Origin of the sequence: Rhizobacter sp. (genome assembly GCA_019635355.1) — a bacterium.
GTDB lineage: Bacteria > Pseudomonadota > Gammaproteobacteria > Burkholderiales > Burkholderiaceae_C > Rhizobacter.
Genome location: JAHBZQ010000001.1, coordinates 1,944,357 through 1,970,327, shown reverse-complemented (window position 1 = coordinate 1,970,327; position 25,971 = coordinate 1,944,357). Strand labels below are relative to the sequence as shown.

The 25,971-nt window shown below is 68.2% G+C and carries 24 protein-coding genes; 17 read left to right on the top strand and 7 right to left on the bottom strand.

Annotated elements, in window-relative coordinates; all coding sequences use genetic code 11:
- Positions 1-3 precede the first annotated feature (3 nt).
- A complete protein-coding gene (locus KF892_08735) occupies positions 4-1,455 on the bottom strand; it encodes a sensor histidine kinase N-terminal domain-containing protein (protein MBX3625082.1) in 1,452 nt (483 codons plus the stop codon).
- The gene (locus KF892_08730; protein MBX3625081.1) at positions 1,452-2,114 is read right to left on the bottom strand and encodes a response regulator transcription factor; all 663 of its coding nucleotides are present in this window, start codon (positions 2,112-2,114) and stop codon (positions 1,452-1,454) included. The genes KF892_08735 and KF892_08730 overlap by 4 nt, the downstream gene beginning before the upstream one ends.
- A 113-nt stretch (positions 2,115-2,227) precedes the next feature.
- Between KF892_08730 and KF892_08725 the strand changes: the two genes are divergently transcribed.
- Both KF892_08725 and KF892_08720 read left to right on the top strand, forming a co-directional pair.
- Positions 2,228-2,674 carry a hypothetical protein gene (locus KF892_08725; GenBank protein ID MBX3625080.1) on the top strand — a complete coding sequence of 149 codons (447 nt, stop codon included), beginning with the start codon at positions 2,228-2,230 and terminating at the stop codon, positions 2,672-2,674.
- On the top strand, positions 2,671-2,859 hold the full coding sequence (locus KF892_08720; GenBank protein MBX3625079.1) for a hypothetical protein: 189 nt from the start codon (positions 2,671-2,673) through the stop codon (positions 2,857-2,859). The genes KF892_08725 and KF892_08720 overlap by 4 nt, the downstream gene beginning before the upstream one ends.
- Here the strand turns inward: KF892_08720 and KF892_08715 are convergent.
- From KF892_08715 to flgA, 4 genes are all read right to left on the bottom strand, one after another.
- Positions 2,808-3,356, bottom strand: coding sequence for an isoprenylcysteine carboxylmethyltransferase family protein (locus KF892_08715; protein ID MBX3625078.1), 549 nt, complete (start codon positions 3,354-3,356; stop codon positions 2,808-2,810). The genes KF892_08720 and KF892_08715 overlap by 52 nt on opposite strands.
- Positions 3,357-3,416: 60 nt before the next feature.
- On the bottom strand, positions 3,417-3,803 hold the full coding sequence (locus KF892_08710; GenBank protein ID MBX3625077.1) for a hypothetical protein: 387 nt from the start codon (positions 3,801-3,803) through the stop codon (positions 3,417-3,419).
- A gap of 61 nt (positions 3,804-3,864) precedes the next feature.
- Complete coding sequence (gene flgM / locus KF892_08705) at positions 3,865-4,179, bottom strand: flagellar biosynthesis anti-sigma factor FlgM (protein ID MBX3625076.1); 315 nt, start codon at positions 4,177-4,179, stop codon at positions 3,865-3,867.
- Between the two features lie 114 nt (positions 4,180-4,293).
- Positions 4,294-5,016: a flagellar basal body P-ring formation protein FlgA gene (flgA, locus tag KF892_08700; protein ID MBX3625075.1), complete on the bottom strand. Its 723-nt coding sequence runs from the start codon at positions 5,014-5,016 to the stop codon at positions 4,294-4,296.
- A 137-nt stretch (positions 5,017-5,153) separates the two neighbouring features.
- Here flgA and flgB point away from each other — a divergent pair, with 137 nt between their 5' ends.
- The 14 genes from flgB to KF892_08630 all read left to right on the top strand — a co-directional run bounded on the left by flgB (position 5,154) and on the right by KF892_08630 (position 21,945).
- Positions 5,154-5,561 (top strand): flagellar basal body rod protein FlgB, encoded by a 408-nt coding sequence (gene flgB, locus KF892_08695; protein ID MBX3625074.1) that lies wholly within the window; start codon positions 5,154-5,156, stop codon positions 5,559-5,561.
- A gap of 112 nt (positions 5,562-5,673) precedes the next feature.
- Positions 5,674-6,096 (top strand): flagellar basal body rod protein FlgC, encoded by a 423-nt coding sequence (gene flgC, locus KF892_08690; GenBank protein ID MBX3625073.1) that lies wholly within the window; start codon positions 5,674-5,676, stop codon positions 6,094-6,096.
- 27 nt (positions 6,097-6,123) lie between these two features.
- The gene (locus KF892_08685; GenBank protein ID MBX3625072.1) at positions 6,124-6,771 is read left to right on the top strand and encodes a flagellar hook assembly protein FlgD; all 648 of its coding nucleotides are present in this window, start codon (positions 6,124-6,126) and stop codon (positions 6,769-6,771) included.
- A gap of 9 nt (positions 6,772-6,780) precedes the next feature.
- On the top strand, positions 6,781-8,040 hold the full coding sequence (gene flgE / locus KF892_08680) for a flagellar hook protein FlgE (protein ID MBX3625071.1): 1,260 nt from the start codon (positions 6,781-6,783) through the stop codon (positions 8,038-8,040).
- Between the two features lie 28 nt (positions 8,041-8,068).
- On the top strand, positions 8,069-8,803 hold the full coding sequence (flgF, locus tag KF892_08675; protein ID MBX3625070.1) for a flagellar basal-body rod protein FlgF: 735 nt from the start codon (positions 8,069-8,071) through the stop codon (positions 8,801-8,803).
- 15 nt (positions 8,804-8,818) lie between these two features.
- Positions 8,819-9,601: a flagellar basal-body rod protein FlgG gene (flgG, locus tag KF892_08670; GenBank protein MBX3625069.1), complete on the top strand. Its 783-nt coding sequence runs from the start codon at positions 8,819-8,821 to the stop codon at positions 9,599-9,601.
- 5 nt (positions 9,602-9,606) lie between these two features.
- On the top strand, positions 9,607-10,281 hold the full coding sequence (locus KF892_08665) for a flagellar basal body L-ring protein FlgH (GenBank protein ID MBX3625068.1): 675 nt from the start codon (positions 9,607-9,609) through the stop codon (positions 10,279-10,281).
- Positions 10,282-10,350: 69 nt separating this feature from the next.
- On the top strand, positions 10,351-11,463 hold the full coding sequence (locus KF892_08660; GenBank protein ID MBX3625067.1) for a flagellar basal body P-ring protein FlgI: 1,113 nt from the start codon (positions 10,351-10,353) through the stop codon (positions 11,461-11,463).
- Between the two features lie 83 nt (positions 11,464-11,546).
- On the top strand, positions 11,547-12,428 hold the full coding sequence (flgJ, locus tag KF892_08655; protein ID MBX3625066.1) for a flagellar assembly peptidoglycan hydrolase FlgJ: 882 nt from the start codon (positions 11,547-11,549) through the stop codon (positions 12,426-12,428).
- 15 nt (positions 12,429-12,443) lie between these two features.
- Positions 12,444-14,411 carry a flagellar hook-associated protein FlgK gene (gene flgK / locus KF892_08650; GenBank protein MBX3625065.1) on the top strand — a complete coding sequence of 656 codons (1,968 nt, stop codon included), beginning with the start codon at positions 12,444-12,446 and terminating at the stop codon, positions 14,409-14,411.
- A 31-nt stretch (positions 14,412-14,442) separates the two neighbouring features.
- Positions 14,443-15,639, top strand: a complete 1,197-nt coding sequence (gene flgL / locus KF892_08645; GenBank protein MBX3625064.1) for a flagellar hook-associated protein FlgL — start codon at positions 14,443-14,445, stop codon at positions 15,637-15,639.
- A 27-nt stretch (positions 15,640-15,666) separates the two neighbouring features.
- Complete coding sequence (locus KF892_08640; GenBank protein MBX3625063.1) at positions 15,667-16,875, top strand: HDOD domain-containing protein; 1,209 nt, start codon at positions 15,667-15,669, stop codon at positions 16,873-16,875.
- Positions 16,876-17,611: 736 nt separating this feature from the next.
- Positions 17,612-21,250 carry a PAS domain S-box protein gene (locus tag KF892_08635; GenBank protein MBX3625062.1) on the top strand — a complete coding sequence of 1,213 codons (3,639 nt, stop codon included), beginning with the start codon at positions 17,612-17,614 and terminating at the stop codon, positions 21,248-21,250.
- A 95-nt stretch (positions 21,251-21,345) separates the two neighbouring features.
- Positions 21,346-21,945, top strand: coding sequence for a response regulator (locus KF892_08630; GenBank protein MBX3625061.1), 600 nt, complete (start codon positions 21,346-21,348; stop codon positions 21,943-21,945).
- A gap of 113 nt (positions 21,946-22,058) precedes the next feature.
- Here KF892_08630 and KF892_08625 read toward each other — a convergent pair whose 3' ends face one another.
- Positions 22,059-23,207, bottom strand: a complete 1,149-nt coding sequence (locus KF892_08625; GenBank protein ID MBX3625060.1) for a hypothetical protein — start codon at positions 23,205-23,207, stop codon at positions 22,059-22,061.
- A gap of 137 nt (positions 23,208-23,344) precedes the next feature.
- Between KF892_08625 and KF892_08620 the strand changes: the two genes are divergently transcribed.
- Positions 23,345-25,945 (top strand): response regulator, encoded by a 2,601-nt coding sequence (locus KF892_08620; protein MBX3625059.1) that lies wholly within the window; start codon positions 23,345-23,347, stop codon positions 25,943-25,945.
- The last annotated feature ends 26 nt before the right edge of the window (positions 25,946-25,971 follow it).

The following is a 25,971-nucleotide window of genomic DNA, read 5'->3' as shown; positions in this document are numbered from 1 at the left end:
GACTCAGGTGCTGGCCTGCGACACGTCGAGCGACGGTGCCGCGGGCCGCGAGGGGGGCTGCGAGGCGGCGGGTCCGAAGCTCGCCAGCTGGAAGTACAGCGTGATGCCGAACCCGCGCCCGCCAAGGCCAGGGCCCACCTCGCACTCGGCATCGTGCAGGCTCGCGATGCGCGCCACCAGCGAGAGCCCGATGCCGCTGCCGCGCCCCGGTGTGCCGGGCACGCGGTAGAAACGGTCGAAGATGCGCTGGTGCTCGGCCTCGGGCACCCCCGGGCCGTCGTCGTGCACGCTGAGCACGATGCGGCGGCGGTCGGGCATTTCCTGCTCTCGGCAGCTCACCTCCACACGCGCGCCGGGGCCGGCGTAGCGCAGGGCGTTGTCGATCAGGTTGCGCAGCAGCACGCCCACGGTGTCGACGTCGAGGTGCGCGTGGCAGGGTTCGGCGCGCAGTTGCAGGCGCTGGTTGGAGGCCTGCGCGGTGAGGTCGAAGTCGCGCACCACCAGCGAGACGATCTCGTGCAAGGGCACGGGTGGGCGCCCACCCGGGTGCTCGATCGCATCGAGCCGGGCGAGGTCGAGCAGCTGCTCGGTGAGGCGCGCGGTGCGCTCGATGCCGCTGATGAGCGGTGCGAGCGAGGCGTGGCTCTCTTCCAGCGTGGTGGCCGACTTCACCAGTTGCGCCTGCGCCATCAGTGCGGCCAGCGGGGTGCGCAGCTCGTGCGCGGCGTCGGCCAGGAAGCGCCGCTCACCTTGCAGCGCGGCTTCGAGCCGAAGCAGCTGCGCGTTGAAGGCTTCGACCAGCGGCTTCACCTCGCTGGGCAGGTCGTGGACTTCGAGCGGCTTGAGGTCGAGCGGGTCGCGGGCTTCGATGGCTTCGCGTGCAGCCTGCACCGGGGCGACCGACCAGCAGATGATGGTCCACGTCACGCCGGCCAGCAGCGCCATCAGCAGGAGGATGGTGCCGATGCTGTAGCCGAGCCACAACTTGATGAGGCTCAGCAGCTGCGGCTGCGACTTGCCCACCTGCACCTGCAGCCGGCCGCTCGCGTCGTTGATGGTGTACACGCGCCACTCCACGCCCTTCACCTCCACGCCGTGGAAGGCTTCGGGCTGGTCGAAGCTGAGCGGCGCCCAGGGTTCGAGCGGTGAATTGGACGAGCGCAGCACCGAGCGGCCGTCGCGCGTCCACACCTGGAAGCTCAAGAGCTGCGGCTGCACGTGCACCTGCGAGGGCAGCTGGAACGCCGGTTCGCTGGAGCCGCCCGGGTGCAGTGCCGGCATCGACATCAGGATCTGCTGGCCCACGGCCTGCATCGACGCGTCCCAGCGGTTGTTTTGCTGGCTCGACATCAGCATCGCCTGCACCGCGAACCACGCGCCCCAGAAGCCCAGGCTCGCCACCATCAGGCCGATCAGCAGGCGCACGCGCATGGAGCTGGTCTTGAAGATCTTCATGGCGTGGAATTGAGTTTGTAGCCGTGGCCGTGCACGGTGACGATGAGGTCGTCGCCGAGCTTCTTGCGCAGCTGGTGCACGTAGACGGCGACGGTGTTGCTCTCGATCGAACTCTCGCCGCCGTAGACGGCTTCTTCGAGCTGCTGGCGGGTGACGATGCGGCCAAGGCGCTCCATCATCGCGAGCAGGGTGCGGTATTCGTGCAGGCTCAACGAGACCGGCTCGTCGTCGCGCGTCACGCTGCGGGTGGCCGGGTCGAGGCGGATGTTGCGCGCGGTGAGCACCGGTGCCACGCGGCCTTGCGCGCGGCGCAGCACGGCGCGCAGGCGGGCGGCGAGTTCGTCGGGCTGGAAGGGTTTGACGAGGTAGTCATCGGCCCCGGCGTCGAGGCCGGCGATGCGGTCGCTCAATTGATCGCGCGCCGTGAGGATGATCACCGGCGTGGTGTCGTAGCGCTCGCGCACGCCGCGCAGCACGGTGAGGCCGGAGCCGCCGGGCAGGTTGAGGTCGAGCAGCACGGCGGAATAGGCGTGGTCGGACAACGCGAGGCGCGCGGCCGGCGTGTCGGGCGCGTGGTCCACCTTGTAGCCGGCGCGGGTGAGCCCCGTGACCAGGGCCTCGGCCAGCATGGCGTCGTCTTCGACCAGGAGGAGTTGCATGGCGCAGAGAGATGAAGGCTTGTTGAAGCGAGACCGCAGTGTGCCTGGGGTGGCATTAACAACTTTTTAAACCGTGACGTCCAGCATGAGGGGTATCGACACGGGAGATCCACATGAACGCCACGAGCACCACCAGCGAGCTTGCCCCACAAGGGACGTATGCGCCGGTTCATTTCCGCGAATGTTTCATCGACGAGCTGGCCCGCGCCGCCTGGCGCGACCCGGTGCAGTACCGGCGCGAGATGCTGCCGGCTGGCTCTAAGCTGCGCTGCGTGCTCGACGAGGCGGCCAAGGTCTCGGGCTGGAGCCGCCCGCAGACGGCCGACATGGCGCACGGCGTGGCCCTCTCGGCCGCGCGCGGCGCGGTGGCGGCGCACGTGGCCGAGGTGCGGGTCGACGAGGCCGGCGAGTGCCACCTCGAGCGGGTGGTGATGGTGCTCGACGGCAGTCCCGAGGCCGCAGCCGAGCTGGCCCGCGAGGGCGTGGCGCCGGCCGTGGCCAACGCGCTGGCGGTGCTCAGGGCGCGCTTCTCCGACATGAGCGACGAGGTGCAGCCATGACGACCGCCGCACGCAAGGTGTTCTCGTTCGCCACCATGATGGTGCTGGCCCAGCGCCGGCACGAGGCGCGCATGGCTGGCACGGCACCGCAGCCCGACACCGCACAACGCGAGCGGGCGATGCGGCACACGCTTCAGAAGATGAACGGCACGAAGCGCTTGCTCGTGCGCATGTACCCGGCGTAAGCCTCACCGAAGTGCGCGAGGCACTCGGCCTCGTCGCGCAGCGCGGTGATGAAGAGCGCGATGCTGGCGACCGCCGTGAGGGCGGCCGTGATCGCGTTGACGTCCTTCAGGAACGCGCCCCAGGCCAGGTAGAGCAGGGCGGCGTACATCGGGTGGCGGATGTAGCGGAAGACGCCGCTCGTGACGAGCGACGAGGTCTTCTCGAATGCGAAGAGCTCCGCATCGGCACGCTGCTCGGTCGGGCGGCCGATGCGCTTGAGCATCTGCACCGCGTGGATGGCAAGCGAGATCGAGGCGATCAGCAGCGCCCATGAGACGAGCTGGCGCGGCGAGAACGGGTCGACCGTCCACATGGGGAAGTTCAGGATCAGCAGCGCCAGCATGCATTCCCAGGCGATGAAGCGCCAGAAGCCATGCGAGCGCGGGTTGCGCAGTGCGTGGCGCGACACGTAGGTGAAGAAGGCCGTGCCGGCCAGGAAGATCAACAGTTCGGTCATCGCCAGAAATGCAAAGCGGCCCTCGAAGGGCCGCAGTGTCGCACTGAGCGTGAGGCTCGATCAGGCTTGGATCGCACCGCCGCGCAACGCGCTGGCGCTTCCGGTGGCGGAATAGACCCCGGCCGAGCGATCGCGCGGCATCAGCACGTCCATCGCGCGGTCGAGCGCGGCGGTGGCACGGGCGAGCGACTCGCGCTGCGAGGCCACGAGGCCGCTCGCGAGCTTCAGGCGCTCGCGCAGCGGCGAGGGCACCGGGCCGCTGCGCGCGGCGCGGGCGAAGTGGTCGACCGCGCGGGCGAGCGCGCGGTGCAGCTCGGTGGCGTGGTGGTCGATGCCCACGCTGTCGTGGGCACGCAGCGATTCACCCAGCGCGGCCAGGTGCGTTTCCACCGCGGCCAGCGTGGTTTCGAGTTCGTCAGGGCCCGCTTGGTGGGCCGTCGTGTTCATGGTCGTGTTCACCGGATCGTGTGGACCGATTGCAGGCGCGCTCTTGTGGAGCGCGGGGGTCTCAGTGTTGGGCCTTGCCCAGCACTTCGTGTGCGTTGGCGATCAGCCGGTCGGCGATCTTCTCGGCGTTGATCTCGAATTTGCCGTCGCTGATGGCCTGCGCGATGCGGGCCACCTTGTCGGCGTCGAAATCGGCACTGGCGCCGCCTTCCAGCAGCGACGATGCGGTGTTCGACAGTTCGACCTTGGCGCTCGGATCGGTGGCCGCACCCTTGTGCGCGCCGGCCTCCGCGGCCTTGGTCTCGGCAGGCTGGTTGCGCACCGGGGCGACCGGGGCGGCCGAGCCGGGTTTGTCTGCGGGATTGCCGATCTTCATCTTGGACTCCTTGGGCCTGTCAAAGACCCAAACCTTTCAACATGGACGGTGTATCGGCCCGCCCGCCGCTGACTTTAGGTTTTTCTTTGCGATTCTGAGTGCCCGCTCGAATTTTCACAATGTGATCTCCAGCAGGCGGTCTGCGACGGGAAAACCAGACACCACCCGCCCGTTATCGGTGCGAACGCGTGCCGGTTGACCCTCCATTCCGGCGGTGATCGCTTCCCCGGCACCCGCCACCGCGAAATCGCTCCCGACCACGCGGATGCGCACCTTGTCGCCGGCCGTGAACCACTGGCGCGGCTTGAGGCTCGTCTGCCGCAGGCTCTGGCCCGGGGTGACGGACTTCGCCAGCGTGCGGCCCATCAGCTGGGCCGCATCGGTGATCGCGGGCTGAAACAGGTCTTCCGCCAGGTTGACCTCGGCTTGACGGAAATCTTCTGCGGCGAGCACATGCCCTGCCGGCAGCACGGCGGTTGAGACCAGCCCCGGGCCGTAGACGTTCACCGTGAGCGGCAGGTAGACGTTCCAGTTCGTGACGCCTTTCACGCAACGCAGGCCCACGCGCGTCTTGCCGAAGAGGCGCGCGCCTTGCGGCAGGTAGGGCTGCACCTCGTCGCAGGCGGCCAGGCGCAGACGAGGGTCGAGCCGGCCGGCCACGACCTCGTGGCGGCCGACGCCGGCCTTCTTCAGTTCGGAGAGGGCAAAACGCTGCCCCGCGGCCACCCAGGCGTCGGCCGCGATGGCGTTGGACGCCTGGGCGTGCGCCACCGCCCCGCCGGCGATCAGCCAGGCGAAGACGAAGAGGCGCAGCAGAGGCAAGAGGGTCTTGTCCACGCTGCCAATGTAGGGCGCGATGGGCCCGGGCGAGAGTCGGAATTGAAGGCCAAACGACGGTCTATTCCCGCTTATGTTTTGAAACACGCTGCCCACAATGCCTTCACATCGCCCACATGGGTTTGCGGGACAGCACCATGCTGAACAAACTGACGAGCACGCTCGATTTCCACGGCCAGGCGCTGACCCTGCGCTCGGAGCGCCAGCGCCTGATCGCCAGCAACATCGCCAATGCCGACACGCCCAACTACGTGGCGCGTGACCTCGACTTTGCCTCGGCGCTGAAGCAGGCCACCGGGGCGCAGCAGGGTGCGGCGCTCAAGGCCACGCAACCGGGCCACCTCGCGCTCGGCGGCACTGACGCCGCCGTGCAGGGCAACCTGGTGTACGCCACCCCCAGCCAGACCAACCTCGACCGCAACACGGTCGACATGGATCGCGAGCGCGCCAACTTCGCCGACAACTCGGTGCGCTACGAGGCCACGCTGCGGTTCATCAACGGCAACGTGCGCACGATGCTCGACGCCATCAAGGGTGGGCAATGAATCACAAGCTGACGACCTCCGTTCGCCCTGAGCCTGTCGAAGGGCAGGGCCGTGCTCCTTCGCAGCCCTTCGACAGGCTCAGGGCGAACGTTTGGCATTGCAAGGAGCTGACATGAGCATGTTCCAGATCTTCAACGTGAGCGGAAGCGCCGTTTCGGCGCAGTCGCAGCGCCTGAACGTCGTGGCCTCCAACCTCGCCAATGCCGACACCGTGGCCGGCCCCGATGGCCAGGCCTACAAGGCGCGTCAGGTCACCTTCCAGACCGAGCTGATGGGCCAGCCCGGCATGCCCGGCGCGGGTGCCGCGGCCGGCGTGAAGGTGAGCACCATCAGCGAAGACCAGACCCCCGGCCGCCGCGTGCACGACCCCAAGCACCCGCAGGCCGATGCCGAGGGCTACGTGACCTACAGCAACGTGAACGCGGTGGAGGAGATGGTCAACATGATCTCGGCCTCGCGCTCGTACCAGAACAACGTCGAAGTCATGAACACGGCCAAGACGCTGCTGCTCAAGACGCTGCAGATGGGCCAGTAAGCCCTGCGCTGAACAAGGAACCCGAACATGGCCGTCTCCAACGTCCAATCCGCCTACGACAAGCTCAACGCGAAGAGCGGCGTGCAGACCGCCAACGAAGCGGGCGCTGCCGATCGTTTCCTCAAGCTGCTGGTGGCGCAGATGCAGAACCAGGACCCGCTGTCCCCGATGGACAACGCGCAGGTCACGAGCCAGATGGCGCAGATCCAGTCGGTCACCGGCATCGAGAAGCTCAACAGCACGGTGCAGGGCCTGTCGGGCCAGTTCATGCAGATGCAGGCGCTGCAGGGCACGCAGTTGATCGGCCGCGACGTGATCGTGCCGGGCAACAAGCTCCTGATCGAGAACGGCCGCGCCGACGCCGGCTTCGAGCTCGGCGCCGCGGCCGACAGCGTGAAGGTCGAGGTGCTCGGCCCGGGCGGCCATGTGCTCGACACGCTGAACCTCGGCGCCCAATCGGCCGGCGCGCACGAGTTCACCTGGAACGCCGGCACCAACGCCACCGCCACCAACGTCACCTTCCGCGTGACGGCGATGAGCGGCAGCACCAAGCTCGACGCCACCCCGCTGATGCACGACACCGTGTCGGCCATCAACACCTCGGGCGACAGCCTCACCCTCGAACTGAAGAACTTCGGCAACGTGGCCTACAACCAGGTCAAGGCCTTCAACTAAGGAATCACCATGAGCTTCCAGCAAGGACTTTCCGGCCTGAACGCCGCGAGCAAGAACCTCGAGGTCATCGGCAACAACGTCGCCAACGCCAACACCTTCGGTGCCAAGGCTTCGCGTGCCGAGTTCGGCGACATGTACGCCTCGGCGCTGGCCGGCAGCGGCAACGCCATCGGCATCGGCGTGAACCTGCAGGCGGTCACGCAGCAGTTCAGCCAGGGCAACATCACCACCACCGCCAACGCGCTGGACCTGGCCATCAACGGCAGCGGCTTCTTCGAGGTGCGCTCCAACGGCCAGACGCAGTACACCCGCAACGGCCAGTTCCAGATCAACAAGGACGGCTTCATCGTCACCAACCAGGGCGCCCAGCTGCTCGGCTACCCGGCCGACGGCAACGGCGTCATCCAGCCCGGCGTGGCCGGCCCGCTGCAGCTGCCCACCGCCGGCATCGAGCCGCAGGCGACGACCGAGATCAACATGGAGTTCAACCTCGACTCGCGCGCCGGCACCACGCTGCCCGCCACGACGCCGATGATCAACTTCAGCGATGCGCAGACCTACAACAACGCCACCTCGCTGCAGGTCTTCGACCAGCGCGGCCAGGACGTGGCGCTGACCTACTACTTCCAGAAGGCCGGCACCGACACCTGGAACGTCTTCGTGACGGCCAACGGCACCTCGGTCTCGGTCGACGGCGCGGGCGACCCGGCACCCGTCACCACCATGACCTTCCCGACGAGCGGCGGTGCCCCCACCGCGCCCACCGGCCCGATCACGCTCGACATCCCGGCCTCGACCAACGCGGCCGGCGCGCAGACGCTCGCCATCCCCGGCATCCAGCTCGACCTGACGAGCGCCACGCAATACGGCGCCGGCTTCGGCGTCACCAACCTCACGCAGGATGGTTACGCGCCGGGCCAGCTGTCGGGCCTGTCGATCGAGTCCGACGGCATCGTGATGGCCACGTACTCCAACGGCCAGTCGAAGCCGGCCGGCCAGATCGAGATCTCGACCTTCCGCAACACGCAAGGCCTGCGCCCCCTGGGCGGCAACCTCTGGGCGCGCACCTACGAGTCGGGTGACCCGATCGTCGGCACGCCCGGCCAGGGCAACCTCGGCGTGCTGCAGGCCGGCGCACTGGAAGACTCCAACGTCGACCTCACCGCCGAGCTCGTGAACATGATCACCGCGCAGCGCGTGTACCAGGCGAATGCACAGTCCATCAAGACGACGGACCAGATCCTGCAGACGCTGGTGAACCTGCGCTGATCGAACTGAACGCTAACGGGAGCTCGTCATGGATCGGATGATTTACCTCTCCATGTCTGGTGCGAAGGCGATGATGCAGCGCCAGGACACGCTGGCGAACAACCTTGCCAACGTCTCCACGCCGGGCTTCCGCGCCGAGCTGCAGGCCTTCCGCGCCGTGCCGGTGCAAGGCAGCGGCGCGAGCACGCGGGTCTACACGCTGGAGACGACGCCCGGCTTCGACGCCACCCCCGGCGTCATCACCAACACCGGCCGCAACCTCGACGTGGCCGTCAAGGGCAACAGCTGGTTGAGCGTGCAGGCGCTCGACGGCACCGAGGCCTACACCCGCGGCGGCGCGCTCGACCTCACCTCGGAAGGCGCGCTCGTCACCCGCAGCGGCCTGCCCGTGATGGGCGACGGCGGCCCGATCCAGGTGCCGGCCAACAGCGAGATCAGCATCGCGCCCGACGGCACGATCAGCGCCAAGAACGGCGCCACCGGCAAGACCACCGCTGTGGGCAAGCTCAAGCTCGTGACGCCCACCGAAGACACACCGCTGGAGCGCGGGGCCGATGGCCTCTTCCGCGCGCCCGAGGGCGACTTGCCCGCCGATGCCACCGCCCGTGTGCAAGACGGCGCGCTCGAAGGCTCGAACGTGAGTGCCGTGGAAACGATGGTCTCGATGATCACCGCGGCGCGGCAGTTCGAGGCCCAGATGAAGATGTTGCAGACCGCTGAAGGCGACGAAAAGGCTGCAGCGCAATTGCTCTCGATGAGCTGATAGGAGTACCCAGCCATGATGCGTTCGCTCTGGATTTCGAAGACCGGCATGGAGGCCCAGCAGACCCAGCTGGACCACATCTCGCACAACCTCGCCAACAGCGCGACCAACGGCTACAAGAAGTCGCACGCGGTGTTCGAAGACCTGATGTACCAGAACCTGCGCCAGGCAGGGGCCAACAGCAGCGAGCAGACCACGCTGCCCACCGGCCTGCAGGTCGGCCTCGGCACCCGTGCCGTGGCCAGCAGCCGCAGCTTCAGCCAGGGCAACCTGCAGCAGAGCAGCAACCCGCTCGACGTGGCGGTGCGCGGCGCCGGCTTCTTCGAAGTGCAGATGCCCGACGGCACCACCGGCTACACCCGCGATGGCTCGTTCCAGGTCAACGCGCAGGGCCAGCTCGTCACCAACAACGGCTACCTGGTGCAGCCCGGCATCACCGTGCCGCAAAACGCGCTCTCCGTGTCGATCGCCGCCGACGGCACCGTGACCGCGAGCATCCCCAACCAGACGCAACCGCAGAACCTCGGCACGCTGCAGCTCGTGAACTTCGTGAACCCGGCCGGCCTCGAGCCCAAGGGCCAGAACCTCTACACCGAGACCGCGGCTTCGGGCACACCCACCGCCGGCACGCCGGGCCAGAACGGCCTGGGCGCGCTGCAGCAGGGCTTCGTCGAGACCTCGAACGTGAACGTCGTGGAAGAGCTGATCGGCATGATCCAGACGCAGCGCGCCTACGAGCTCAACTCCAAGGCCATCCAGACCTCCGACCAGATGCTGCAGCGCCTCGCTCAGCTGTGATCAACATGAGATTTGCGCTCATCGCCGTGGCCGCTTGCACAGTGCTCGCTGGCTGCGAAACCCCCTACCTGCTGCCGAAGGTCGAAGTAGCCGGCTCGGCCACCCGCCTGCGCCCGCAGCCGGTGCCCATGCCGCCGCCCAACAACGGCTCGATCTACCAGGCGGCGGCCTACCGCCCGCTCTTCGAAGACCACCGCGCACGCCTGGTGGGCGACACGCTCACCATCCAGATCGTGGAAAAAGTCGCGGCCAGCCAGAAGAGCACCAGCTCGATCGACAAGACCGGCTCCATCGGCGGTGGTGTCTCGGCCCTGCCCGGCGTGCACGCCAAGGCTTTTGCCCGTGCCGCCGTGGAAGGCAGCTCGACCAACACCTTCGAAGGCAAGGGCAGCACCGAGAACACCAACGATTTCTCGGGCGTGATCACGAGCACCGTGATCGATGTCATGCCCAACGGCCACCTCGTGGTGGCCGGTGAGAAGCAGATCGGCGTGAACCAGAACGTCGACGTGCTGCGCTTCTCGGGCCAGGTCGACCCGCGCTCCATCCAGCCGGGCAACAGCGTGCAATCGACGCAGATCGCCAACGTGCGCATCGAGCACCGGGGCCGCGGCGCGCAGGCCGACGTCAACGGAATAGGGTGGCTCGGGCGCTTCTTTTTGAACGTTATGCCGTTCTAAAGAATTTCAGAATCGGTGACAGGAGTTCCTGTCACCATGCAAACCACCCGCGAACAACTTCTTGAAGTCCTGATCAAGGCGCTGATCGGCCTGACGGTGATCATGGCCAGCGCGGCACTGTGGTGGCCCGCCACGGCCCACGCCACCCGCATCAAGGAAGTCGCGTCCATCCAGGGCGTGCGCAGCAACCAGCTGGTGGGCTACGGCCTCGTCGTCGGTCTCGACGGCACCGGCGACCAGACCACCTCCGCTCCCTTCACCGCACAAAGCCTCACCGCCATGCTGCAGCAGATGGGGGTGACGATCCCGCCCGGCACCAGCCTGCAGGTCAAGAACGTGGCCGCGGTGATGGTCACCGCGCAACTCCCCGCGTTCGCACAACCCGGCCAGACGCTCGACGTGGCCGTCTCCTCGCTCGGCAACGCCAAGTCGCTGCGCGGTGGCACGCTCATCATCACGCCGCTCAAGGGTGCCGACGGCCAGGTCTACGCGCTCGCGCAAGGCAACCTCATCGTCGGCGGTGCCGGCGCGTCGGCTGCGGGCTCCAAGGTGCAGATCAACCACCTGAGTGCCGGCCGCATCCCCGAAGGCGCGACGGTGGAGCGCTCGGTGCCCACCCCGCTCAACCAGGGCCGCACGCTGCAGCTCGACCTCAATGCCAGCGACTTCACCACTGCCCGCGAAGTGGCCCGCGCCATCAACGCGAAGATGGGCGACGGCACCGCCCAGGCGGTGAACGGCCGCGTGGTGCGGGTCAACATGCCCGAGTCGCAGGACATGCGCGTGGGCTTCCTCGCCGACATCGAAAACCTGCCGCTGGAGCTGGCCGCGCCCTCGGCCAAGGTCGTGATCAACGCGCGCACCGGCTCGGTGGTGATGAACCAGGCCGTGTCGCTCGGCGCCTGCGCGGTGGCGCACGGCAACCTGTCGGTGACCATCAACACCACGCCGGTGGTGAGCCAGCCGGCGCCGTTTTCCAAGGGCGAGACGGTGAAGGCCGAGAAGGCCGACATCACCATCAAGCAGGAGCCGGGAGCGTTGATCCAGATGCCCGCGAGCGCCAAGCTGGCCGACGTGGTGAAGGCGCTCTCCGCGCTGGGCGCCACGCCGCAGGACCTGCTCGCAATTCTTCAAGCGATGAAGACCGCTGGCGCCTTGCAGGCGGAGATCGAGGTGATCTGAAATGAAGCCCCCACGTTCACTTCGTTCACTGCCCCCCGAGGGGGCGCAGGCCTCCCTTGGGGCGGCCCGGCGGGAGTCCTGACATGGGCGTCAACAACAACCTCCAGATCGGCGACGCCCGCGGCATCGCCAACCTTCGCAATACCGCGAGCACCGACCCCAAGGCGGCGATCCGCGAAGCGGCCAAGCAGTTCGAAGGCATCTTCATGCAGCAGCTCATGAAGAGCATGCGCGATGCGCAGATGAGCTCGGGCATGCTCGACAACTCGGGCACCAAGCTCGGCACCGAGATGCTCGACCAGCAGTTCGCCACCCAGATGACGGGTGTGCGCGGCGGCCTGTCCGACATCATCGCCCGGCAGCTCGAGCGCCAGCTTGGCGAGCCGCTGGCCAACATCGCGGCCGATGCGGCCAAGGCCTCGGTCGAGCGCAGCAACGCCGGCAAGGAAGTTCCCGCCACCTCGGCCTCACTGCGGGGCCTGGAAGGCAAGGAGCGCCAGATGGGCTTCCTCAAGCTGCACGGCGACGCCGCCAAGGCGGCCGAAGCGGCCACCGGCATCCCGGCCAATTTCATGGTGGCGCAGGCCGCGCACGAGTCGGGCTGGGGCCGCCACGAGATCAAGCACCGCGATGGCTCCACCTCGTTCAACGTCTTCGGCATCAAGGCCGGCGCCAACTGGAAGGGCCCGGTCGCCGAGGTGACGACCACCGAATACGTCAACGGTCAGCCGCACAAGGTGAAGGCGAAATTCCGCGCCTACAGCAGCTACGAAGAGGCCTTCACCGACTACGCGAAGCTGATGAAGGACAACCCGCGCTACTCGAAGGTGGTGGCCAACAGTTCTTCGGCGCAAGGGTTTGCGCACGGCCTGCAGAAGGCCGGCTACGCCACCGACCCGGCGTATGCCGACAAGCTCACCCGCATGATCAACACCACGCTGCGCCTGCAGCGTGCGATGGCCTAACCAGGAGAGAGCGACATGGGCGCGTCAACCTTGATGGGCATCGGCACCCGCGCGATGGCGGCGAACTTCGCCGCGCTGCAGACCGTCGGCAACAACATCGCCAACGCCAACACCCAGGGCTACTCGCGGCAGGAAGTCCAGCTCGAGACGGCCAAGGGCCAGTACACCGGCGCCGGGTTCTTCGGCCAGGGTGTGAACGTGGCGACCGTGTCGCGCTCGTATGACCGCTTCCTCACCACGCAGGCCGCCACCACCAATTCGATCGCCGAGGCCGATGCCGCCCGGCTCGACCAGCTCACCCAGCTCGAAAACGTGATGCCCCTCGGCGAGGCCGGCCTCGGCCACGCCGCGCGCCAGATGCTCGACGCCTTCGTCGACGTGGCCAACAACCCGCAGGACGCCTCGGCCCGCCAGGTGGTCGTGACCCGCGCGCGCGAACTCGCGGCGCGCTTCCAGTCGGCCGGCGACCAGCTCAACACGCTGCAGACCGGCGTGTCGCAAGACCTCAAGTCGAACATCGACTCGGTCAACTCGCTCGCCAAGCGCGTGGCCGACCTCAACCGCCAGATCTCCGCGCTCAACGGCGCCGGCCACTCGCCCAACGACCTGCTCGACCAGCGCGACCAGCTCGTGAGCGAGATCAGCGGCTACATCAACGTGACCACCATCGAGGCCAACGATGGCTCGATGGGCCTCTTCATCGGTGGCGGCCAGTCGCTGGTGCTGGGCAGCAACACCAACACGCTCATCGCCGCGCCCGACCAGTTCGACCCGGCCAAGACGCAGCTCGCCCTGCAGGAAGGCGGTGTCTCGCGCCTGGTGCCCAACAATGCCATTGCCGGCGGGCGCATCGCCGGGCTGGTGCGCTTCCAGAACGAAGACCTCACCGCCGCGCGTAACCTGCTCGGCCAGATGGCGGTGGCGATCAGCGGCGCGGTCAACCAGCAGCAGGCGCTCGGCCTCGACGGCGGCCAGCCGGCGCGTGCCGGCGACCCGCTCTTCTCGGTGGGCGCACCGCGCACACTCGCGTCGACCGAAAACCTGGGCGACGCGACCTTCAGCCTCGCGGTGAGCGATTTCACCCACGTGCAGGCGAGCGACTACGAGCTGCGCTTCGACGGCACCAACTATTCGCTCACGCGCCTGTCCGACGGTTCGGCCGTGCAAGGCAGCCCCTTCGATGCGGCCACGCTCGCCGCGGGGGTGCAGGTCGAAGGCATGACGCTGCAGATGACGGCCGGCACCGCCTCGGCGGGTGACCGTTTCCTGCTGCAGGCCGTGGGCACCGCCGCACCGAACATGCGCTCGGTGATGACCGACCCGCGCGGCATCGCCGCCGCCTCGGCCGTGACCAGCAGCTTCTCGGTCAACAACACCGGCACTGCCCGCATGGCCTCGCTCGGCGTGGTCGACGCCGCCGCCTACGACGCCACGCAGTCGGTGCGCATCACCTTCAACAACGACACCGGCGACTACAACTACGACATGCTCGATGCGAGCAATGCCGTGGTCGCGAGCGGCACCGGCACCTGGACGGCCGGCAACCCCATCCTGCTCAACGGCTTCTCGCTTTCGCTGAGCGGCGTGCCGCGCTCGGGCGACGTGATCGACGTCGGCCCCACCACCTCACCCGGCGCCAACAACGGCAATGCCAACGCCTTCGTGGCGCTCGGCAGCTCCGCCTTCATTGGCGCGACGACGCTTTCCAACGGCACGCTGGTGCCGGGGCGCAACATCACCGATGCGTATGCGAGCGCGCTCTCCGACATCGGCGTGCGCGTGCAGAGCGCGCGCTCGTCGGTCAGCGTCTCCAGCGCGATGGCCCAGACCGCCGAAGCCGCACGCGCCAACAAGGCGGGCGTGAACCTCGACGAAGAGGCCGCGCGCCTGATCCAGTTCCAGCAGAGCTACCAGGCCGCCGCCAAGATGCTGCAGGTGGCCACGTCCGTCTTCGACACGCTGCTCGAGATGACGGGTGGCTGATCGATATCGACTTGACTGAGGCACCCCCACCATGCGCGTCAGCACCGCCAACTCCTTCGATGCATCCGTCGACTCGCTGATCAAGCGCCAGACGGCGCTGGCCACCGCGCAGGAGCAGCTCACCACCGGCAAGCGCGTCAACCGCGCGAGCGACGACCCGGCCGCGGCCGCCCGCGCCGAGCGCGCGCTGGCCGCAGAAGTGCACACCGACGCCGTGCAACGCGCGGTGAACGCCAGCCAGAACGCGATGCAGCTTTCGGAAAGCGCGCTCGGCGATGCCGGCGACCTGCTGCAGCAGATCCGCGAGGCGATGGTGGCGGCCGGCAACGGCAGCTACAGCGACCAGGAACGCCGCGCCCAGGCCGACAAGATCGCCGGCCTGCGCACCCAGCTGCTGGCCGTGGCCAACCGGCAGGACGGCTCGGGCTCCTACCTCTTTGGCGGCCAGTCGCCTGACCACGCACCGTTTCTCGACGGTGCCGGTGGCGTGACCTACCAGGGCACCTCGGGCCAGCTCGACGCCGCCTCCGGCGACCCGCTGCCGCTGAGCGTGGACGGCCGCGCCGCGTGGATGAGCGGCCGCACCGGCAACGGCGTCTTCACCACCGCCCCGGCCACCGCCAACACCGGCCAGGCCTGGGTCGACACCGGCCGTGTCACCGACCCGAGCCAGCTCACCGGCGACAGCTACAGCATCGTCTTCTCGGTGTCGGGCGGCGTGACCACCTATTCGGTGCTGCAGAACGGCGGCCCCACGGCCCTGGCGGGTGTGCCCTATGTGTCGGGCCGCGCCATCGAGATCGACGGCCTGTCGGCCACCGTGACCGGCGTGCCGGCCGACACCGACACCTTCGACCTGGCACCGGCCACCTCCGACCTCAACATCTTCGACCAGATCGATGCGGCCGTGGCCGCGCTCAACACGCCGCTGCGCACGCCGGCCCAGATCGCCCAGACCAACTCGACCTATCTCGCCGCCGTGGATTCGGCGATGGCGCAGATGCAATCGGTGCGCGCGCAGGTGGGCGAAACGCTTGGCCGCATCGACAGCGCCACCGGCCGGCTCGACGATCTGCGACTTGCTGCACAGACCGATCGCTCCAATGCCGAAGGGCTTGACATGGTGAGGGCGATTTCCGACTTCCAGAACAAGCAAACGGGCTACGATGCAGCGCTCAAGAGCTACTCGCTGGTGCAGAAGATGTCGCTCTTCAACTACATCACCTGATTCCACCCAAGCCAAGGGACGCGGCGCGTGAACGACTCCACCATCCTGGGCCAGGTGGCCCTCGGCTACTCCCCCTTCATCGACCGCAGCCGCGCCGTCTCGGCGACCCGGCTGACCATCGTGCCGCTGAAGCCCGATGCGACGCCCGACGTGGCGCAGCTGTTGCACGCCGTGGGCGGCGTGTGGCCCGCCGATGGCGGCAAGGCCACGCTCAACGTGGTGAGCGAGAGCCTGTTGCAAGACCTGCTGCGCGCCTCGCCTTCGCCCAACCTGATGGTCGAGGTTCCGGCCTTCATGGCCGTCGACCCCGCCAACATCGTCGCCCTGCAGAACCTGCACGCCGCTGGCACCACCTTGCTGATCAAGGGCCGCCCCTTGAGCGAGCTGCCGCGCGAGGTGCTGCCGTGCTTCACCTATTCGATCATCGACCTGGCCGACGACCGCCGCATCAACGAAGCCGGTGCCACGCCGCCGGTCGGCGTGATCCGCAACATTCCGCACGTGCAGTCGGGCGTGCGCACGCTCGCCGAGATGGAAGCGAGCTTCACGCGTGGCGCTGCCGCCGTGCTGGGCTGGCCGATCGACGACGCCATCGAGCAGGCGCAGGCCAAGGGTGGCAAGCAGCCGGCCACCGAGATGCAGGTGATCGTGGAGCTGATCCAGCGCGTCGACAAGCAGGAGCCGATCGAGAAGCTCGAAGGCACTTTGAAGCGCGATCCATCGCTTGCGTTCAAGCTGATGCGCTACATCAACTCGCCGGCCTTCGGGCTGCGGGTGGAGATCAGCTCGTTCCGCCACGCGATCATGATGCTGGGGTACCAGCGGCTGAAGCGCTGGCTGGCGCTCTTGCTCGCGACAGCTGGCAAGGACTCGAACATGAAGCCGGTGATGTTTGCGGCCGTGCGGCGTGGGCTCTTGATGGAAGAGCTGGTGCGCTCTTCCGGTGACGAAGAGATGCGCAATGAGATGTTCATCTGTGGCGTCTTCTCGCTTCTGGATCGGATGTTCAAGCAGCCGTTTGCTGAGCTCTTGAAGACGATTCCTGTGCCTGAGCGGGTGTACCAGGCGCTTGTCGATGGGTCGGGGCCCTATCAGCCGTACTTTGCGTTGGTGCAGGCGGTGGAGAACGAGTCGCTGTATGACTTTCGGTCGGCGGCGGAGACCTTGATGCTCAGTGTTTCTGAGATCAATCGGTGTGTGTTGTCGGCGTTGACGGCGGCTTCTCAAGTCGAGTAGTTCTGCACTGCGTGGCTGCTTGCCGGGAATTCGCCCCGGCGGGCGACCTTCTTTTCTTTGCTTGCCCAAAGAAAAGAAGGCAAAAGAAAGGGCACCCCGTTCGCCGGTCGGCCTAGGGCCGACTGCTCTGCGCTGCTCGGGCTTGGGGTGTCGGGCAGAACTCACTCCGCGAGCTTCGCTCGCTGCGTTCAGACAGCTGCCCGAAGTCAGTTCACGAAGCGTGCTTCGCACGCCACCCCAAGCCCTGCGCTGCTCGACGGCTCTCAAGGGCCCCCGGGATACCGCCGCCCGCTTCGCGGGCATCACACTCTCGGCTCGCTTCGCCTCGTGCTGGGTTTGTGCCCCCACGCCCACCCCCCACCGTTCGGGCTGAGCCTGTCGAAGCCAGCGCATGGCACGGGCCCTTCGACAAGCTCAGGGCGAACGGAAAAAGGAGGCGATGCGAAGCGAGCCGAGTCGCACCGCTTCCCGTGGGTGGCGTCGAGGAGCGCAGGGCTTGAGGGGCGCGCGCGTCAGCGCGCATCAACAACTGACTTCGCGCCGCCTGTCTGAACGTAGCGCCCTACGGGCGCGAAGTGAGTTCGGCGCGGCCCCTCGAGCCCGAGCACCACAGAGCAGTCCGGCCCCCGGGCCGGACCGCCACCGTCGGGTCGCCTTTCTTTGCCTACTTTCTTTGGCGAAGCAAAGAAAGTAGGTCGCCCGCCGGGGCGAGACCCGGCAAACCGCCACGCAGTGCATGCGTAAACTGCACCGCATGTTCGACCCCAAGGCCCTGCGTCACTTCCTGGACACCCTGTCCGACGCAGTCCTCGTCGTAGACCGCGGCGCCCGCATCTACCACGCCAACGCCGCCGCCCAGCGCTGGCTGCACATCAGCGCCGGCAGCCCCCTGCAATCCACGCAGGCGCAATTGGGCGCAGCACTTGTCCAGTCGACGCAACAGGTCTTGAGCAAGGGTGTGCCCCGGCTCCATGCGGCGGCACCAGCGTTCCCCGATCACATCACCCTGCCCGACGGCACCCCCTGCAGCGTGTCGCTCACCCCGCTCGAAAGCGAGCGCTGGGCCCTGCGGATCGCGCGCGAAACCCCGGCACGGGCCGACGGCGCACAGCAAGCGTCGCTTCCGCAGGAGCTGATGCGCCTCTTCTGGGAGTCGCCTTTCCCGGCCGCTGTGCAAGACGAGAACTTCCGCCTGTTGCAGGTGAACCAGGCCTACGCCGACTTCCTCGGCTACCGCCCCGAGCAGCTCGTCGGCCGCGACCCGGTCGAGCTGCAACCGCAGGAAGACCGCGAACTCAACCTCGCCTACCGCGCACAGGCCGACTTCTTTTCCGAGCCGGGCAAACCCGCCCAGCTCGTGGAGCGCCGCCTCCTGCACGCCGATGGGCGTGAGCGCTGGTGCCGCGCCACCTGGCGCCGCTGGGTCGACGACGAGCAGCGCGTGCGCTACCTCTCCATCCTGCAAGACAACACCGCGGAGCACGTGGCGCGCGAGCGTGCCGACCGCTCCGCGCGCGAGCTCGACGACTGGTTCGACCTCAGCCCCGTCGGCATGGTGCTCTTCGACGAGCAAGGCCTCCTGGTGCGCACGAACCCGGCCTTCGAGGCGCTGGCCGTGCACGTGCCGGTGCTGATGTCGGAGGCCGAGCCGGCCGTGCAGCGGCTGCTGTGCTGGGTCGATGGGCAGCCGCTCGCGTCGCTGCAGCCCGGGGCCAGCCCGGTCGAGGCGCAGGCCGTCCTCACGCAGCCCGACGGCAGCGTTCGCACCCTGCGCTCGGCGGTGCGCTGCTATCGCACGGCGAGCGGCCAGCTGCGCTTCATGGCGGTGGTGGAAGACCGCAGCGCCGAAGAGGAACGCGACCTCGCGCAGATGCAGATCGGCGCGCTGATGGACACGGCCGGCGTGGGCCTGGCCACCTTCCAGGAATCGGGTGGCTGGGTGCAGCACGGCAGCGCCTTGCCGCCTTCAGGTGGGGGCGACTCGGCTGCGGCGGCGGCGCTGCAGTCGATCCGCCGCGAGGTGGTGCTGCCGGAGTCGCTGTCCGAATACGAGCGGCTGCAGCAGGCGCTGCGTCACGGCGAGCGCACCGAGGTGCGCTATGCGATCCGCCACCCCGAGCTCGGGCTGCGCTGGTTGCAGACGCGGGTGGAGCCGGCGACGCTCGCCTCGGGCAAGCGCACCACCTCGGTCGTGACGCTCGACGTGACCGAGCAGCACCAATCGCACCAGCGCAGCGACACGCTGCTGCGCGAGATGACCACCATCCTCGAGAACACCACGGCCGGCATGGCCTACCTGCGCGGCGGCGTGCTGGTGCGTTGCAACAGCCGCTTCGAGGCGCTGCTCGGCGTGCGCGCCGGGCAGGTGGTGGGCTTCGGGCTGACCGAGCTCTTCGCGAGCCAGCCCGATGCGCCGCAGCTCGTGCACGAGATCGAGGCGGCACTGGCCGCCGGCAACGTCTACGACGCCGAGCTGTCGTTCCAGCTGCCGGGGCAACCCACGCAGTGGTGCGCGCTGACCGTGCGCCGCGCCGGCCCGGCGGGCGATGCGTCGGAGGCAATCGCGGTGCTGTCCGACATCACCCGGCTCAAGGCGCAGCAGATGGAGCTGGAGGCACTGGCGCGCGACCGCGAGCTGATGTTCAGCCTGTCGGAGGTGGGCATCGCCTTCATCCGCGGCGACCGGGTGCAGCGCGCCAACCAGGCGATGTGCCAGCTCATGGGGCTCGATGCGAGCACGATGAACGGCCTGCCGACCTCGGCGCTGTACCCCAACGAAGAGGAGTTCCTGCGGCTGCGTGCCGTCACGCGCGCGTCGATGGCCAAGACCGGCCGCTGGAAGGGCGAGCGCCAGTTGCGCCGGCACGACGGCAGCCTGGTGTGGGTGCAGGTCAGCACGCGCCAGATCAACGACGACGACCCCGACGAGGGCCTGATCGCGTCGTATGTCAACGTCGACGACCGTCACCGCGCGCAGCAGGCGGTGGCGCTGCAGGCCGAGCGCACACGCGCCATCCTCGACTCGGTGCTGGTGGGCATCGTCACCGTGGGGCCGGGCGGCATCGAGTGGATGAACCGCTCGGCGCGCCGCATGTTCGGCGGCGACCTGGCCGATTTCATCGGGCAGCCGATGAGCACGGTGGCGATGCCGGGCGACGAACACCCGTTCCGGCAGACGCAGTACCTGCACGAGCTGGTGGAAGGCCAGGCCGAAACCTTCGAGTGCAAGGTCAAGGCGCGCGACGGGCGTGAGTTCTGGGTGGTGGGCAATGCGGTGGTCACCGGGCGCGAGTCGACGGGCCGGCAGCTCACCTACGCCTTGCTCGACATCGAGCGCCGCCGCCAGGCCGAGGCGCGCACGGCCGAAGTTCAAGCCTCGCTGCAGCGGGTGATCGAAGCGGCGCCGCTGGCCATCTCGCTCTTCGACGCGCAGACGCTGCGCATCGTGCAGGTCAATCAGACCGCGGCGCAGAGCATCGGCCTCGCGCCCGACCAGCTCATCGGCCGCACGCCCGAAGAGCTGTTCGAACCGACGCTGGCCGAACGCTACCGCGCCGACATGACGCTTGCGCTGTCGACACGCGCGCTCACGCAGCGCGAGTACCGCCTCGAGACCGATGGCGAAGCGCGCATCTGGGATGCCCGCTACCTGCCGATGGCCTCGGCCGATGCGTCGGCCGACCAGCTGCTGCTCGTGGCCACCGACGTGACCGAACAGCGCGCCGCACAGGAGGCGAGGCTCGAAGCCGCCATCGCGCAGCGCGAGATGCTGGTGAAGGAAGTGCACCACCGCATCAAGAACAACCTGCAGGGTGTGGCCGGCCTCTTGCAGCAGATCGGCGCGCGCAAGCCCGAGATGGCCCCGGCCATCAGCGAGGTGGTGGGGCAGGTGCAGGCCATCGCGCAGGTCTACGGCCTGCAGGTGGGGGCCACCGGGCCGCTGCGGGTGAAGAGCGTGCTGGAGGCCATCACCGGCTCGGTGCAGCGCACCTTCGGCCGCACGATCCGCCTCACGGTCGACGGCCCGGCCCACCTGTGGGCGCTGCCCGAGGCCGAGAGCATCCCCATCGCGCTCACCATCAACGAGCTGCTCACCAACGCGGTGAAGCACAGCATGGCGATCGACGACCCCTCGGCCGTGCACTGCAGCCTGGGCTGCAGCGAGGCGCGGGTGCAGATCGGCATCGCGAACCGCGGGCAGCTGCCGGCGGGCTTCAACCTCGCGCGCTTTCCGGGCGGGGTGTCGGGCCTCGGCCTCGTGCGTGCGCTGCTGCCGCGGCGCAGTGCCACGCTCACGGTGGAGCAGCAGGGCGACGACGTGCTCGCGACCATCGTGCTCGTGCCGCCCGGCGTGACGCGCATCGAGCCCGTCTGAGCCAGCGCCCCGGGGCTGGCTTCAGCTGCTTACACCGTGTGCCCCGCGGCGCAGGGCTTTCAGCCACAATTCACGCCAGTCGTGTGGGGCTTGGTGTGACGGCAAAAAAAGGAAAGATTCTCGTGGTCGACGACGACCGGCTGGTGCTGGCGACGCTCACCCACGGCCTCGCGGAAGCCGGCTACGAGATCATCGACGCCGACAACGGCGACGACGCCATCCTCCTCGCACGCGAGCACCGGCCCGATCTTGCGCTGCTCGACATCCGCATGGAAGGCAAGAGCGGCTTCGACGTGGCCGCCTACCTGCGCGAGTACTGCCAGATCCCGTTCATGTTCCTCTCGGCCTTCTCGGACGAGCAGACCGTGGCGCAGGTGAAGGCGCTGGGTGCGGTGGCCTACCTCGTGAAGCCGCTCGACATCCACCAGATCGTGCCGGCCGTCGAAGCGGCATTCCACCAGCTGGCCAAGCGCTCGCCCGAGGGCAGCGCGGGTCACAAGCCGAATGCGGATGAAGCCTTGTCGCAGCCCATTGCCATCGCGGTGGGCGTGCTGATGCACCGCTATTCACTGTCACGCAGCGCGGCCCTCGAGCGCTTGCAGAAACTCGCCGCCAGCGAGTCACGGCCCCTGCAGGTGCAGGCTGAGCGCCTGCTCGATGCGGTGGAACTGCTGTCAAAGCCCGCCGAGGCCTGAGCCCTCGGGACGCGAAAGCGAAGCGAATCGCAGATCGAGCCACGCCCAAGGCCCGGGTTTCCCGGGCCAATGGGTGGCGCCCCTTGGGGGCAGGAGCGACAGCGACTGGGGGGCTAATTTCCCAGCCAGAAGACGAAGCGGGCGCCGCGGTCGACTTCGCCTTCGGCCCAGATGTCGCCGCCGTGGCGGCGCATGATGCGGCGCACCGAGGCCAAGCCCACGCCGGTGCCCTGGAAGTCGGTGGCGCTGTGCAGGCGCTGGAACACACCGAAGAGCCGGTCCGCAAAGCGCATGTCGAAGCCTGCGCCGTTGTCGCGCACCGCAAAGGCCGGCCGGCCTTCGTGCTCGGTGCGCTCGACCCAGATGCGCGGCTCGCGGCACTTGGCGGTGTACTTCCAGGCGTTGCCCAGCAGGTTCTCGAGCGCCACGCGCAGCAGCGTGGCGTCGCCCTGCACCTGCAGGCCGGGCTCGACCGTCACCACCACCTGCCGCTCGGGCGACTGGCGGCGCAGGTCGTCCGCGATGTAGCCGACGAGCTGCGACAGGTTGACCGGCTGACGCGTGAGGGGCCGTGTCGACAGCTGCGACAGCGCCAGCAACGCGTCGATCATGCTGTTCATGCGCGCGGCGGCGCCGAGCACACGGTCGAGGTGGTCGTTGCCGATGCGGTCGAGCAGGCGGCCGTAGTCTTCCTTGAGGATCTTGGTGAAACCCTCGACCACGCGGATGGGCGCGCGCAGGTCGTGCGAGACGGTGTAGCTGAAGGATTCCTGGTCCTGCAGGTCTTGCGCACTCGGCGCCGCCGGTGAAGCGGCGGCGTCTGCGGGCTGGCTCGCGGTGCCCACGTGGCCGGCGTACTGGCCGTCGGCGTCGAGCAGCGGCACGCCGCGCAGCACGAGGCCAGAGTGGCTCGCGAACGTGGCCGTCACGCTCTCGAAAGCAGCGTGCGACAGCAGGCGGGGGCGCAGGCTGCCGTCGTTCGACTGGAACACGTCCCACAGCAGCGGGCGGTCGTCGAGGGATGGCCAGTCGGCCGAGGTGGCCGAGGCCGGCGGGCGCAGTTGCGTCACGCGGTGCTGCCGGTCGGTGCGCCACTGCCAGAGGTCGATCGACTGCATGAGGGCGTGCTCGCGGGCGCGCGCGGCCTGCAACTCGCGCTCGAGCGCCCGCTGGCGTTGCTGCGCCTTGACCGACCAGCCCACGGCTGCCGCGGCGGCCACCAGGGCGAGCAAGGCCAACACGGCGAGCAGCACGGAGGTCATCGCAAAGATTGTAAGGACTGACCTAGCGGCGGGACTCGGTGTGAACACGAGTCCGGTGCGCGGTTCAAGTCGACTCGCGCCTTGCCGAAAACACGTCAATCCCTGAAAAGGCCTCGACGTCTCCCGTTCCCTCACCCATGCCCCCGCTGAATGCTCGTTGGTTGCTGCTGGGCCTGGCCGCGTTTGCCGCCGCGGTCTCGCTCGCCGAAGCGGCGGAGCTGGCGCGCTGGTTCGCGCTGTTTTCCGTGGCGTCGCTGGGTGCGGCCATGCTGCTGCCGCGTGTGCCGGTGGGGTCGGCCGACGGGTTTGCCGATTCGGTGATGCGCGACAGCAGCTTCGCGCCGACGACCACGCTGCCCGACATCGAGCCCGGCCGTGACTACTTCCACACTTTGGTGGAAAACATGCCGGCGAGCCTCTACGTCTTCAGCGTCGACGCCGAACGCCGTGTGCTCAACATCAACACCCACGCCGAGCGCGAGTTCGACGTGCGCCGAAGCGACGTGGTGGGCAAGACGCTCAAGGAAGCGCTCGGCCGCCGCGTGGCGGCGCTGGCCGAGCCGGCGATGGCCGAGGCGCTCACGCGCCAGGGTGCCGTCGAACATTCCTTCGTGCTGACCGACAAGCAGCACGGCGGCAGGCGGGTGGTGGGGGCACGCTACTTCGCGCTGCGCGACGCGCACGGCCAGCCCACGCTGCTCATCGCCCTGGCGCGTGACGTGACGCAGGCCCGCGAGGCCGAAACCGAGCTGCAGCGCGCACGCGACGCCGCCGAGCACGCGAGCCAGGCCAAGAGCCAGTTCCTGGCCAGCATGAGCCACGAGATCCGCACACCGATGAACGGCATCCTCGGCATGACCGAGCTGCTGCTGGGCACGAAGCTCTCTGACAAGCAGCGCCGCTTCGTGCAGTCGGTGTACCGCTCGGGCGAGTCGCTGCTGGAAATCATCAACGACATCCTCGACTTCTCGAAGATCGAGGCCGGCAAGCTGGAGCTGGCCGAGATCGACTTCTCGCTGCGCGGCGTGGTCGAAGACACGCTGGAGCTGCTGGCGCCGCGCGCCCACGAGAAGGGCCTGGAGCTGAGCTTCCGCGAGGAGCCCGGCCTGCCGCAGGGGGTGCGCGGCGACCCGCTGCGGCTGCGCCAGATCCTCACCAACCTGGTGGCCAACGCCATCAAGTTCACCGAGCACGGCGAGGTGGTGGTCACGCTCGCCATGGCGCCCGGCCAGCCGGTAGGCCGGCTCGTCTTCGGCGTGCACGACACCGGCATCGGCATCGAGGCCGAGGCCATCCCCAAGCTCTTCAGCTCCTTCACCCAGGGCAGCGTGGGCATGGCCCGGCGCTACGGCGGCACGGGGCTGGGCTTGTCGATCTCGCGCCAGCTGGTCGAGCTGATGGGTGGCCAGATCGAGGTGCGCAGCCAGCCGGGCGTGGGCTCGCATTTCACCTTCGTGCTGCCGTTGCCCGAGGTGCAGGCCGATCCGGCCACGCTGGGTCTGGACCTCGCCACGATGCCGCGCCTGCGCATCCTCGTGGTCGAAGACAACGAGACCAACCGCATCGTGCTCGACAACATGCTCACCGCCTGGGGCATGGAGGTGGTGCTGGCCGAAGACGGCCGCCACGGCCTCGACATCCTGCAGGGCAAGACCGGCGTCGACCCCCATTTCGACCTGGCGCTCGTGGACATGCAGATGCCCCGGCTCGACGGTATGGGCGTGGCCTTGGCGCTGCAGGCCTCGGGGCTTCACCCGCACATGAAGATGGTCATGCTCTCGTCGGTGTCTACCCCAGACGATGTGCGGGCTGCCCATCAGGCGGGTTTTCACCGATTCGTGCCCAAGCCCGTGCGCAAAGCCGAGCTCCGCCAGGCCATTCTGGGGATTTCTGCCTCGATTTCAGACGTCGACCGATTGACGCCGCGGTTGAACGCACACATCCTTGTCGTGGAAGACAATGTGGTGAACCAGGAAGTGATCGGGCAGATGCTGCGGTCACTCGGGTGCCGGGTGCAGCTCAGCTCCGGTGCGCTGGCCGGGCTGCGCGCAATGTGCGAAAAGCGGTTCGACCTGGTGCTGATGGACATCCAGATGCCGGGCATGGACGGCGTGGAGGCGCTCAACTGGTTCCGGCGCGGGACGGCCGGGCGATTCAATTTCCTCACATCAGCGGATACTCCGATCATTGCGGTCACGGCCAATGCCTTGGGGGGCGACGAAGAACGCTTCCTGGGCCTGGGCTTCGATGACTACCTGTCCAAACCCTTTCGCCAGAGCCAACTGCTTGCCATGCTGACTCGACACCTGCGCCCTGCGGCACCTGCTGGATCCAGCGACGGTGGCATGCCTGCTCCGTCAGCCCCGGCCAGCGCAGCGGCGAGCGACGGTGGCGTGCTCGACGCCGGCGCCCTGGAGCGCCTGCGCGAACTCGACCCGAGCGGTGAAAACCACCTCATGGAGCGTGTGGTGAGCGCCTTCGAAAGCTCGGTCGGCCGCCTGATGCCGCAACTCGAAGACGCACTCAACGGCAATGAGCTCGGGGGTATTCGGCACGTGGCCCACACGTTAAAGTCGTCTTCCGCCAGCATCGGAGCGATGAAGCTTTCCAGAATGTGCTCGGACCTCGAAACCAGAGCCCGCAACGAACAATCCGACGGCATGGCCGAGCGCATTGCGCAGCTGCAGGCGGAAGTCGAGGTCGTTCGCGTGGCGCTGAAAAGCGTGCTGGGTGCCTGACGCCTATGACGACCCTGCCCAGCTCC

Coding starts and splice junctions, on each gene's coding strand:
- KF892_08620 (MBX3625059.1), top strand. CDS start 23,345: ATGCCCCCGCTGAATGCTCGTTGGTTGCTGCTGGGCCTGGCCGCGTTT.
- KF892_08720 (MBX3625079.1), top strand. CDS start 2,671: ATGACGACCGCCGCACGCAAGGTGTTCTCGTTCGCCACCATGATGGTG.
- flgE (MBX3625071.1), top strand. CDS start 6,781: ATGAGCTTCCAGCAAGGACTTTCCGGCCTGAACGCCGCGAGCAAGAAC.
- KF892_08725 (MBX3625080.1), top strand. CDS start 2,228: ATGAACGCCACGAGCACCACCAGCGAGCTTGCCCCACAAGGGACGTAT.
- flgJ (MBX3625066.1), top strand. CDS start 11,547: ATGGGCGTCAACAACAACCTCCAGATCGGCGACGCCCGCGGCATCGCC.
- KF892_08710 (MBX3625077.1), bottom strand. CDS start 3,803: ATGAACACGACGGCCCACCAAGCGGGCCCTGACGAACTCGAAACCACG.
- KF892_08685 (MBX3625072.1), top strand. CDS start 6,124: ATGGCCGTCTCCAACGTCCAATCCGCCTACGACAAGCTCAACGCGAAG.
- KF892_08735 (MBX3625082.1), bottom strand. CDS start 1,455: ATGAAGATCTTCAAGACCAGCTCCATGCGCGTGCGCCTGCTGATCGGC.
- flgG (MBX3625069.1), top strand. CDS start 8,819: ATGATGCGTTCGCTCTGGATTTCGAAGACCGGCATGGAGGCCCAGCAG.
- KF892_08625 (MBX3625060.1), bottom strand. CDS start 23,207: ATGACCTCCGTGCTGCTCGCCGTGTTGGCCTTGCTCGCCCTGGTGGCC.
- KF892_08665 (MBX3625068.1), top strand. CDS start 9,607: ATGAGATTTGCGCTCATCGCCGTGGCCGCTTGCACAGTGCTCGCTGGC.
- flgK (MBX3625065.1), top strand. CDS start 12,444: ATGGGCGCGTCAACCTTGATGGGCATCGGCACCCGCGCGATGGCGGCG.
- KF892_08730 (MBX3625081.1), bottom strand. CDS start 2,114: ATGCAACTCCTCCTGGTCGAAGACGACGCCATGCTGGCCGAGGCCCTG.
- flgC (MBX3625073.1), top strand. CDS start 5,674: ATGAGCATGTTCCAGATCTTCAACGTGAGCGGAAGCGCCGTTTCGGCG.
- flgB (MBX3625074.1), top strand. CDS start 5,154: ATGCTGAACAAACTGACGAGCACGCTCGATTTCCACGGCCAGGCGCTG.
- flgF (MBX3625070.1), top strand. CDS start 8,069: ATGGATCGGATGATTTACCTCTCCATGTCTGGTGCGAAGGCGATGATG.
- KF892_08635 (MBX3625062.1), top strand. CDS start 17,612: ATGCGTAAACTGCACCGCATGTTCGACCCCAAGGCCCTGCGTCACTTC.
- flgL (MBX3625064.1), top strand. CDS start 14,443: ATGCGCGTCAGCACCGCCAACTCCTTCGATGCATCCGTCGACTCGCTG.
- KF892_08715 (MBX3625078.1), bottom strand. CDS start 3,356: ATGACCGAACTGTTGATCTTCCTGGCCGGCACGGCCTTCTTCACCTAC.
- flgM (MBX3625076.1), bottom strand. CDS start 4,179: ATGAAGATCGGCAATCCCGCAGACAAACCCGGCTCGGCCGCCCCGGTC.